Source organism: Planktothrix mougeotii LEGE 06226, assembly GCF_015207485.1.
In the GTDB taxonomy this organism is placed as follows: Bacteria; Cyanobacteriota; Cyanobacteriia; order Cyanobacteriales; family Microcoleaceae; genus Planktothrix.
In genome coordinates, this window is record NZ_JADEWU010000126.1 from 1 (window position 1) to 10,890 (window position 10,890).

Sequence of the window (10,890 nt, forward strand, 5' to 3'; positions counted from 1 at the left end):
TGCGGTTGGAAATGAGTTAGCAATACAGGCGTTAATTCAGGTTTTAGAAACTACTGATCATGAAGATACTCGCTGGTGGGTTGCCCAGAGTTTAGAGAAAATTGCGGTTGGAAATGAGTTAGCAATAGGGGCGTTAATTCAGGTTTTAGAAACTACTGATAATAAAAATACTCGCTGGAGGGTTGCCGAGAGTTTAGGAAAAATTGACGTTGGAAATGAGTTAGCAATACAGGCGTTAATTCAGGTTTTAGAAACTACTGATAATAAAAATACTCGCTGGTTGGTTGCCGAGATGTTAGAGAAAATTGCGGTTGGAAATGAGTTAGCAATACAGGCGTTAATTCAGGTTTTAGAAACTACTGATCATGAAGATACTCGCTGGAGGGTTGCCGAGAGTTTAGGAAAAATTGCGGTTGGAAATGAGTTAGCAATACAGGCGTTAATTCAGGTTTTAGAAACTACTGATAATGGAAATACTCGCTGGTTGGTTGCCCAGAGTTTAAAGGAAATTGCGATTGGAAATGAGTTAGCAATAGGGTCGTTAATTCAGGTTTTAGAAACTACTGATCATGAAAATACTCGCTGGTTGGTTGCCGAGATGTTAGAGAAAATTGCGGTTGGAAATGAGTTAGCAATAGGGTCGTTAATTCAGGTTTTAGAAACTACTGATCATGAAAATACTCGCTGGTTGGTTGCCGAGATGTTAGAGAAAATTGCGGTTGGAAATGAGTTAGCAATTGGGGCGTTAATTTGGCTTTTAGAAGCGACTCAGGATGAAGATACTCGCAGGAGTATTGCCTATAGTTTAGGGGAAATTGCCGTTGGAAACGAGTTAGCAATTGGGGAGTTAATTCGGCTTTTAGAAACGACTCAGTATGAATCTCCTCGCAGTAGCATTGCCTATAGTTTATGGGTAATTGACCCAGGTAATGAGTTAGCAATAGGGTCGTTAATTCGGCTTTTAGAAATGACTCATAATCAATATATTCGCAGGAGGGTTGCCGAGAATTTAGAGAAAATCCTCAAAACAGAAAAACAATATGTAAATGTGATTTTTTCCCTCAAACGTAACCTAACTGATGAAGTTTACAACAATAATTCTGATCTCTTTGAACACTGCTATAAACTCCTCTGGCAATGCGCCCAAAATCTACCTTACCCCAAATTTTATCAAGCATGGCATCACAACACCCTAACCCCCCATCCTGAAGTTGTTGATATTACCCCCGTTGGCAATACCCCAACCGTGCGACAATTAGAACAACAATTCACCGATATTTCTACCCAACTGTCTCACCTCCCTCTCCACTGCATCAACGTCAACAAACTATTAACCCTCAACACCAAAAACGAATTTGTTCAAGCGTTTTGTAACCGTCTCTATCAAAAATTCTTACCTGATCAAACCCTTCCCAAAGTGCAGACCGTCACCGACCTAGAAACCGAAATTATCCACCTAAAACAGCAACTCCAAACCCCCCAACTGTTCATTCTGTTACTCGCAGACGGGACACCCACCCCCGAAGTGATCGACTGTTGCGACTATCTCACGGAAGTCTTACACCTCGGTTGGGTAACACCTGACCCCCTGCCGTTACCACCCCCGCAACGTTCTTTTATGGGGTCGCAGGAGAATTTATTAAAAGCAGTTGAAAGTTGGGTTGCGGAATATTAATCAACCGCTATTCTAATCATTAATAATTGTCATTCTGAACGAAGTGAAAGATCTTTGCTATTCTAATGATTAACAATTGTCATTCTGAGCGAAGCGAAGAATCTCAGAGATCCTTCGCGTTGCTCAGGATGACAAAATTAATTATCCTGAAATCTGCTATAGCAATCCTAAATAGGTTGTAATATTTTATCGTAGGGGTGGCATCCCTCCCAAAGTCCGTTAACTTAAGACTAAAAGCCTTGAAATAAATTTCAGGCTAAAAGCTAAAACCCGTTAAAACGGGTTAATAAAGAATGATCTTAGTCATCTAAAGATGACTTCAGCTTTTAGCCCGAAATTTATTTCCGGGCTAACGTGGGTTAAGTTGACACTCCTTGCGTCCCTCCCAACCCCTACAGGTTTTTATCACAAATCCTACACGAATTGCTCCATTTATTCCAGACCGCCTTCTTCTTCCCTACGTTTGCGGTCTTGAATAAAGGATTCAACTAATGCGACATCCTCCTGACTTCCAATAATTAATGGGGTGCGTTGATGCAATTTTTCAGGAATAACATCTAAAATCTCTTGAGTTCCTGTTGATGCTCGTCCTCCCGCTTGTTCGATTAAAAATGCCATCGGTGCAGACTCATATAATAACCGTAATTTTCCCTCTGGTTTCTTAACAGTCCCCGGATATAAAAACACACCGCCTTGATATAAAATTCGGTGTACATCTCCCACTAAAGCCCCACTATAACGGGCAGTATATCCTTCATGACGATGCACATAACGAGTATAATCCCGAATCGATTCATCCCATTGCCAAAAATTCCCTTCATTAACACTATAAATAGGGCCGTGCTGAGGAATTTTAATGTTTTCTTTTGCTAAAATAAACTCTCCTAAACTGGGGTCAAGAATGAAAGAATGAACCCCCGTTCCAATGGAATAAACTAACATGGTACTAGGGCCATAAAGAATATATCCAGCGGCAATTTGTTTGCGTCCACTTTGTAATAAATCCGCCGCCGCGCCATCCTCATCATTGCCTTCTTGTTGACGAATGGCAAAAATTGACCCGACATTTAAGTTAGTATCTAAATTCGATGAACCATCTAAAGGATCATAAAGCAAGGTATAGCGTCCGATGGGACAGTTTTCGGGAATATAAAAGGGGTCTTCCATCTCTTCGGAAGCCAAACGACAGACTAAACCGCTTTGTTTGAACACAGAAATAAAGACGGAGTTGGCATAAACATCCATCTTTTGAACGGACTCTCCTTGGACATTTACGGCCCCTGTAAACCCTAACGCATCATCCACTAAACCCGACTGGGATAACCTGCGAGCGATGAGTTTTCCCGCCAGTCCGATGCGATTCATCAAGGCGCTAATATCTTGAGCATCGGGGGAAAAACTATGCAATTGTTGCAGAACATGACGAGATAGGGTTGTGCAGTCCCGATCTAAATAATATCCTTGATCGATGGCATCTGAAAAATTAGACCCAACGGACGTTGTTACCATAATTGATCGGCTCCTACTTTCCAGTAATTCCTATCTTAACGAAGCCGTTTGACACTAGGAGAGTTTTATCCTCGATTTTCGGTCTTAATATCGAGGAACTTGGGGATTAACATAAATTGAATAAGCATCAATACCCCCAATAATATTTTTAACCTGGGTGAAACCCTGTCGAATCAGCCATTGACACATTTGAGCGGATCTCACTCCATGATGACACAAAACCAGAGTTTCTTCGGTGGCATCAAGCTCTACCAAAATTTGCTCCGACCATTGGCTATATTGGCTGAGGGGATAATTCATAAACCCTTCTATTTTAGCCATCTCAATTTCTTCAGGTTCACGGACATCAATTAACTGAAGTTGATGGTTAGGAAGGGTTTGCAGTAACTCGTCTAATTCCTTAACGTTAATTTCGGGAATGGGTTGAACAAAAAATTGGGCTGACATAGGATAATTTAGTATTAGTTTTACACTGGTTAATTAGAAGTTAAAAACTGGTTAGTCATCAATATATAGCAATCCTAAATAGGTTGTAATATTTTATCGTAGGGGTTTGGAGACCAAACCCAGGCACCAGGAGGGTTTGGTCTCCAAACCCCTACAGGTTTTGATCACAAATCCTACACGGATTGCTATATATAGCCCTCTTGATTAGAATTGTCTAGGATTCAACCAAAAACGGCTACAAAAAAATTTTGTGGCTAGTTTTGTAACTAATTGATCCAGTAATAGTGGCTACATTTTGAGACAGACTACAAAATTCGCCTCAAAAATTTTATTCCCTACAGGGAAATAATACTAGAAATGCCGCGAATATGCAACTCAACCCTCGGCTTTTCATCTCGATAGAAAACAACGCCTCGATAATCCCCTGTGGTACTATTAAAGGACAGTTGATGACCATCGGCAACTTCTAACATTAACTCTCCAATTCTGACTTTCCCCTGTTTGCCATCCACATCAATTTGTAAAGCTTTGGAACTATAAATATCGGTCAAGAGTACCCATAAACTATTATTGCGTTTAGCTCGTTTTACTTGAATATGACCAATTTGGAAACTAAACCCATCGGCTTCTGGGCCCAAAAGACGGATTTTTGTACCTGGGGGTAAACCTTGAATTTCATTATCGGGTAAACTATCAGAATGATGTTTAGTATCGCCGGGATGAAGTTGTAAAAGTTCAGGACGGTCTAACAAATCTAAGCGAGGAGTATCAATATTTAGGGTGGCGGGATTGATTTTCCAATCATTAGATTTGCGAATAATATCTTGCTGAATTTCTTCAGCGCGAATGGGTTCAGCGACTAAGGCATAATCTTTTTGTTTGAGTTTGGTGGCTAACCATCGTTCTCTCGAAAAGTCTTGTAAAGCCAGTTCATTAGCGTTAATAAATCGTTCATAAAATTTGAGAGTGGGAACCAATTCTCCAATTTTTTCTAAGGCAATTCCGACTTCAACCATCGTTAATTTTTGTTGCCAGTTGTCACTGGATAAGACTTTTTCAATTAAACCTAAATAGCGACTTCTAAAATCCCGTGCTTGTTCAGGGGTTAAATTAGAACGGGCAATTTGTCGCAGCAGTTCAAATCTAAACAGAATAGCTTCCAGTTTACTACATTTTTCAATCGCTGCGATCGCATCAATCCACCGTTTAATTTTAATTAAATAATCAATCCAATCTCGCAGGCGATTTTGTCGTTCTAAAGCCCGTCCAAGGCAATCTAAATGTTTAATCCATTGTTGACTTCCTGACTTGCCTGATTTTTCCCATTCTACAATGATTCGTTCAAAATCTCCCGCCTTTTCTAAATAAGGTAATCCTTCGGGAAACCCGGATAATTCGGCTTGAGCAATATTATATTCTCGTTTTTGAGTTGTGTTACTATCCTGCCAACATCGCACCGCCCGCCGTAAATTTTTAGCTCGATAATAACAATCTCCAGCTAATTCTAAAACCCCGTTATATTTAGCTTCATCTAACCCTTCTAAAACCTCGGCAAACCGTTGCCATTCTTCCGGGTCTAAGATTTTTTCCCGCATTAATATCCGAATTTGACGGCTATAATCTTGAACAGCCGCTTTCCAAGCTTTCACTAAACGATTTTCTTGGAGAATTTGGCTGCTTAAACTGTCTTCTAAAAATTGGGTAAATTGTCGAATATTAGGCAAGGTTTTGGGGGTTTGTGCCATAAATTCAACTAAGGGCTGTTCTACGGGTTTTTTCTGGGGAAATTGGCGATACCATTCGGCTAAAGCTTGCCAACACATTCCATCCCAAAAACAATCCCAGGCTTCTAATTCTTGACTCCTTTTCAGGAATAAACGCCCTGCTTCTCGAAAGCGTTTATCAAATTTTAAAGCGAAGGCTTCACAAATATCTGCTTTTTCTAAATAGCCTAATTCTCGATAAAATTGTTTCGCCCGTCGCATCGAAGTTGCATCTTTTTGATTACGACCATTTTCTTGAAATTCTTGCGCTTGGGAGGCTCTATTATCCCGTTGTAATTCTCCTAAATTATCCCCCCAACGAACTCCCCCAATATAGGTTTCCCAATTCTCTCGATTATCAACTTGAGTTAACCAATATTGATCATAATGTAGAGACGTGCCATGGCGCGTCTCTTTCTCTCTCGCAGTCTCTCTCGTAAGCTCTGTTTCAACAGTAGCATATTGCCATAAATAGTGATCGCCCATTTCCGTATCAATAATCACTAAATCTGACATTCCACGACTCGCAGCCACATAAAGCTTATTAAAAAAGTATTCTAATTCTAAAGGATGATTTTCTGTTCCTTGCACATAATCAATTAAGGGACGTTGATTAAACTCTTTAGCAAATTGATCGCCAAATTTATATAGAATGACTAAGGGAAATTCTAATCCTTTCGCTTGAATGGCGCTTAAAATATTCTTGGGGGGATGTTCTTCTGTCGCATCAGGAAATAAAGGAGATAAAAATTCATCTTGTCGAATATAGTCTAATTCCCCTCCTGCTTCACAAGGAACAATAAAAATAGGGGATTTTTCAATATGTTTTTTTAACGCTTCAACGGAAAAATTATGTTGTCCAAAAATAAACTTTTGAGGAATAGGAGACTCAATATAAGATTGCCAAGATTCTTGAGGTTTTAACTCCTGAATTTTAAATAAAATATGTCTCCAGAGATGAATTAAATTCGTTACTTTAACAATAGACGGACTTGATCTATAATTAGATTCAAGTTCATAAAATGTCATGGTTAAATTCAGTTGTCGCGTCGGGTCAAGAGCAGCAATCACTTGATCAAAAAAGGTCGCCTTGACACTTTCCCAGCGAAATCCCGTCGGGTTTAAAGTTTGAAAGGGATCTCCCGCAAAGGCAAAGGGTAAACACCAGACCGGGGGATATAAATCACAATGGGAAAAGATGGATAACTGCATAATTAATCGTAGTTCTAAACTGGTAAAATCTTGAGCTTCATCACAAAAAATAGCAGTATAAAGAGGTAAATGATCTCGACGAACTTCTAAGACTTTTCTAATTAAATCTTGATCATCCCAATAGCCTTCTCTGGTGGTTAATTGATAATACCAAGGCCAAACTTGTTTATAAATGGCTTGAAAAATCTCAACCGATAAACTCCGTTCTCGTCGAGGAACTTCTTGATAATCATCGGGGGTCATATACCCTTCATGTTGTCCGCTTAGGGTATAGCCTTTAATAAACGTTCTAATAATATGCCAACACAGTTCGGGAGAATAACGGCTATAGCGACGACCGCATCGTTGTCTAAATTCATGAAAACAAATATATTTATCAGGATCAAATCTATCGCTTTCTTCAGGGGGTAATAAACTTAATAGAAATTGCTGAAAAGATTTAAAACAAACATCAATAGAAGGTTTATTTCCTTGCCCATTCGTTTCTAATAAAAATTTATGGTGACTTTTTAGAAGTTTTTCAACCCCTTCTTTAGCCTTACCTAATAATTGTTCATTATACGTTAAAAATAAAGGATGGGGAACTTGGGTTAATTTTTGACGATATTGTAAATAATATTTTTGATATCGATAACAATAATCAGCAAATAAATAAAATAACATGGTTGATTTTCCACTTCCAGCCCGTCCATTAATAAAAACCGGAAGAGAACTACTTCCTAACTCTGGAGTTGATAATTCATGCAGAATCTTTTCTTCCTCCATTGATAACGCCCAATTAATTCCGAATTCCTGTTCGATTTCTAACCAGATTTCGGAATCTCCTAATAAATAATCAGGATAAGAACGTCGAGTATAACGAGCTAAATCTTCTAAGGTTAATTCTTGAGCTAAAATATTACTCAGGTTAGAATTATTTGAAGATTCTGCTAAATCAGTTTCTCCTGTATTAAAATTAAATAAACGGGTGATTTGACCGACTTCAAGAATGTCATTGAAATTAGGATAATGATCAAACGTAGATAGGAGAAATAAAACGCTGCGGTTGGGACTATCTGAGGTGAGAATCCAACTATAGAGAATATAACGATTGTCTTCGGATTTACCTGCAATTTCAATATTATCAAAATCCGTTTTTGTAATCTTGATTCCGGCTTGATCTTCAACTAAACTATCAACAATATTATAATAAGTTCGCCATTGTAGTTGAGTGTCTCGCTGCTTAAACTGTGCCACCCAAATTTCACTTTCACAAATTACAGCATCCGTTGTATTCTTAATCCAATCTGGCCCTTTTAACCAAATTTGGCGTAAATCTTCCGGCAAACTAGGACGACGGGGAAAGGATTTTTGTTCCTCCCGTTGGGCATTAATACTATTATCTAATTCTTTTTGATCAATTAAGGTATCCAGATAATCTCTTCCATAGTCATCAGGATTTCTCAAAAAGGCCTCATATTCTTTTCCCCCTCTGGGAAAAACGGCCAATAAACATAAAATTGGGTCATTTTTAACCCATAGAATTTTTCCCAGCAAGCGCAAATTCCGTATAGGGCGCTTTAAGTAGGGATAATTCCACTCAAAGAGCGCCTGTACTGCTACTGTCCCTTGAGCCTTGAGGGTGACGAGTAATTCTGCCACTTGACTCTGGATGCCCTGCTGTTTCGCTTGTGCGTCGAATGTCGGGGTTGTGTAGATTAACATGACTTCGATTTTGACACAATCTGATAAGTGTCACCATAAAGTCATTGTGCGTTATTTAATGGGAAAATATCAAATCGAGGTGAAGCTTAATCTTCAACCGTTAAGGGTGATCCCGATAATCTCCAGTATTTTAGGACATTATGGACTCGAAAACCTGGAAAAATGCTAAAATTAACAAAAACCCATGTATTATTTTTGAAGCATGAGTGTTTCCTGATCTGGGATGACATCTAGGGCTATTTCATGGGTCGGGTCAGAAACAGAGGGTACTAGCCATATTTGCTAACGTATCGCCAGCCAATAATATGAAATCCTGAAAATTATACTACAGATAATCCCCTAAACCCCCTGTAGAGACGCGCCATGGCGCGTCTCTACAGGGGGGAATTTGTAGGAAACATTTAGGGATTTCATATTACTATCTCTGTTTGCAACAGCAGTCTTTGTTAAACATTGTGTTTGACAAAGACTGCTATACTGATACTTTTTTGCTAACGACTATCAAGCGATAAATTCTGAGGAATTAATTAAGGTACTATCAAAACCCAACAGTTTAACAAGTTCCTCTCCCGTATTGGCAAGTTTAATGATTGTATTGCCATCAACGGTTGTGATTTGCAACTGGTTAAAGATTAATCCATCTGTTAACTGAATTTGATCTTCACCTAGAGTAAAATCATTAATGATATCTACTCCTGTATTCGCTGCAATATAAAAGCGATCGCGTCCTTTCCCTCCAATTAAAATATCATTTCCTAAATCTCCAAATAGGTGATCATCGCCTTCTCCTCCATCTAATAAATCATCCCCTTTTCCACCATAAAGGCTATCATTGCCTAAATCTCCAAACAAGTTATCATTGTCTTGATTTCCAAATAGCAAATCATTGTCTTTTCCACCATAGAGAAGATCTCCAGCAGCACCGCCATGACCTTCATCTTCTCCTTGACCTAACGCAATAGTTTGGGCTTGTTGATCTCCAACAACAATGTTTTTTTCGGTATCCCCCACCAGTTGCATTGGCCCCCTTAATAAAGCAACATTAATGTTTTTGAGTTGAATAATAGAATTGGGCAAATCCGTACTATCAATCAAGCTAATTTGTTGATTTCCGAGTCCGGTTTGTTCGGATAAAGCCACATTGGCTTGCATCAGAATTGGCTGACTACTCGGCAAATCCTCTGGCAATTGGGAGAAAGGAGCAACCATAGAGAAATCCCATGGGGTATTGGCATCAAACCGAGTTAAAATTTGTTGAGCCAATTGATTGAGTTCAGGAGATTCAGTTCCTAGCGTTTCTTGAAGATCAGCTTGTAAAGTTTGGAAGGTGCGATTATTTTCCGTCAAAATTGCACTGCCAATCTTTTCGGGGACAGAAACTTCAAAGCTTTCTCGATTGAAGTGTTCAAATATTTCCTGATTCGTCGCATTGACGTTAATCGGTTGTTCAGAAATACTCAATTTCTGAGAAACTTCCAGAGGCAGGATAATAGAACCATTGGGATTCAATACATGATAATGCTGAGAAAATGTACCGTCTCCTGCATCTAACAGGGGGATAGAATCAAAATTCTCTGGTGCAAGGTCATCAACCAAGGATATCACATCATATTGAGGTGCGATTAAATTTTCGCGAGCTTCTCTGTCCTCATCGTTATTACTACGCGGAGGATTGAAAAGACCAGGCACAATACTCCCGCCTGGGCCTAAGGAACGGACACTCGTGAATTTATAAACCATCATCTCAGATAACGTGATGTCGAAGTATCTTATTCTGCTAAATGTCGTAGCTCGACGTAAAGGTAAACTGCCAAACTGCGTAAAACCTAACCGATATAGCAAAGCAGTCTGTTCAACACTTAGTGCGCTTAATGCTATTGCAATATCAGATGAACTTGTTCCATTGCTTATTATGTTTACAAAGGCAGAATTATTAAATGCTGCAACATTAAATAGACCAGTATCCTTCAATTTAGATGCAAATGCTTCAAGTGTCTTGACGGGATCGTTAGTGGTATTTGCTGCTAAAACCAGTGGTGTTTGGTTTAGTTGTTCTAGAGTAAGCCCCAAAGATGGAGCAAGAGATTGAAGGAAATTTAGAGTTTCTGGCTTGTCTGGTGGACTAAAATTAGTTAGTTGATCAATGACGGTATTCTGTTGGTTAAAATTGCCCGCTTCATCGGTGACAGTATTGGCTGGAAGTGTAGCCGAAACATTTCCAAATGCTGTCATTCCCCTGATCGCTACCTCATAGATGCTACCACTACCTGTAAGGGTTGCGGTTGTGGGGTTCGCAGTTCCCCCTAAGAGGAGATCATTAGCTTCAAACCCGTTCACAGGTTCACTAAATGTAACCTTTAAGTAAACAGTATTGTTAGAGGACGGACGATTTTGCGTAATGGTAACTGTCGGGGGAGTGGTATCACCAGAAGGTAATGGGGTTGGAGTCGGGGCTAACGTTGGGGTAGGCGTTGGAGTCGGTGATATTGTCGGTATGGGCGTTGGAGTTGGTGATGGGGTAGGTTCTAACGTTGGTGATGGTGTTGGGGTAGGTTCTAACGTCGGTGATGGGGTAGGTTC

6 protein-coding genes are annotated in these 10,890 nt (G+C 39.5%); 2 read left to right on the forward strand and 4 right to left on the reverse strand.

The features are described 5' to 3' along the window. A partial coding sequence (locus tag IQ236_RS26765; RefSeq protein WP_193872170.1) for a HEAT repeat domain-containing protein occupies nt 1–1,675 on the forward strand: 1,675 nt, incomplete at its 5' end. A 432-nt stretch (nt 1,676–2,107) separates the two neighbouring features. Here IQ236_RS26765 and fbp read toward each other — a convergent pair. From fbp to IQ236_RS26780, 3 genes are all read right to left on the reverse strand, one after another. Further along, nucleotides 2,108–3,184, reverse strand: coding sequence for a class 1 fructose-bisphosphatase (gene fbp / locus IQ236_RS26770; protein WP_193872172.1), 1,077 nt, complete (start codon nt 3,182–3,184; stop codon nt 2,108–2,110). 84 nt (nt 3,185–3,268) lie between these two features. Then, nucleotides 3,269–3,631 (reverse strand): rhodanese-like domain-containing protein, encoded by a 363-nt coding sequence (locus IQ236_RS26775; RefSeq protein ID WP_193872173.1) that lies wholly within the window; start codon nt 3,629–3,631, stop codon nt 3,269–3,271. 335 nt (nt 3,632–3,966) lie between these two features. Further along, nucleotides 3,967–8,310, reverse strand: coding sequence for a helicase domain-containing protein (locus IQ236_RS26780; RefSeq protein ID WP_193872175.1), 4,344 nt, complete (start codon nt 8,308–8,310; stop codon nt 3,967–3,969). Between IQ236_RS26780 and IQ236_RS26785 the strand changes: the two genes are divergently transcribed. After that, complete coding sequence (locus tag IQ236_RS26785; RefSeq protein ID WP_193872178.1) at nt 8,309–8,479, forward strand: hypothetical protein; 171 nt, start codon at nt 8,309–8,311, stop codon at nt 8,477–8,479. The two genes, IQ236_RS26780 and IQ236_RS26785, sit on opposite strands and share 2 nt — an antisense overlap. Nucleotides 8,480–8,811: 332 nt before the next feature. Here the strand turns inward: IQ236_RS26785 and IQ236_RS26790 are convergent. Then, the coding region (locus IQ236_RS26790; protein ID WP_228041886.1) for an Ig-like domain-containing protein at nt 8,812–10,890 on the reverse strand (2,079 nt) is incomplete at its 5' end.

Excerpts from the sequence above, each read along its gene's own strand:
- fbp (WP_193872172.1), bottom strand. The coding sequence starts at position 3,184 with ATGGTAACAACGTCCGTTGGGTCTAATTTTTCAGATGCCATCGATCAA.
- IQ236_RS26785 (WP_193872178.1), top strand. The coding sequence starts at position 8,309 with ATGACTTCGATTTTGACACAATCTGATAAGTGTCACCATAAAGTCATT.
- IQ236_RS26780 (WP_193872175.1), bottom strand. The coding sequence starts at position 8,310 with ATGTTAATCTACACAACCCCGACATTCGACGCACAAGCGAAACAGCAG.
- IQ236_RS26775 (WP_193872173.1), bottom strand. The coding sequence starts at position 3,631 with ATGTCAGCCCAATTTTTTGTTCAACCCATTCCCGAAATTAACGTTAAG.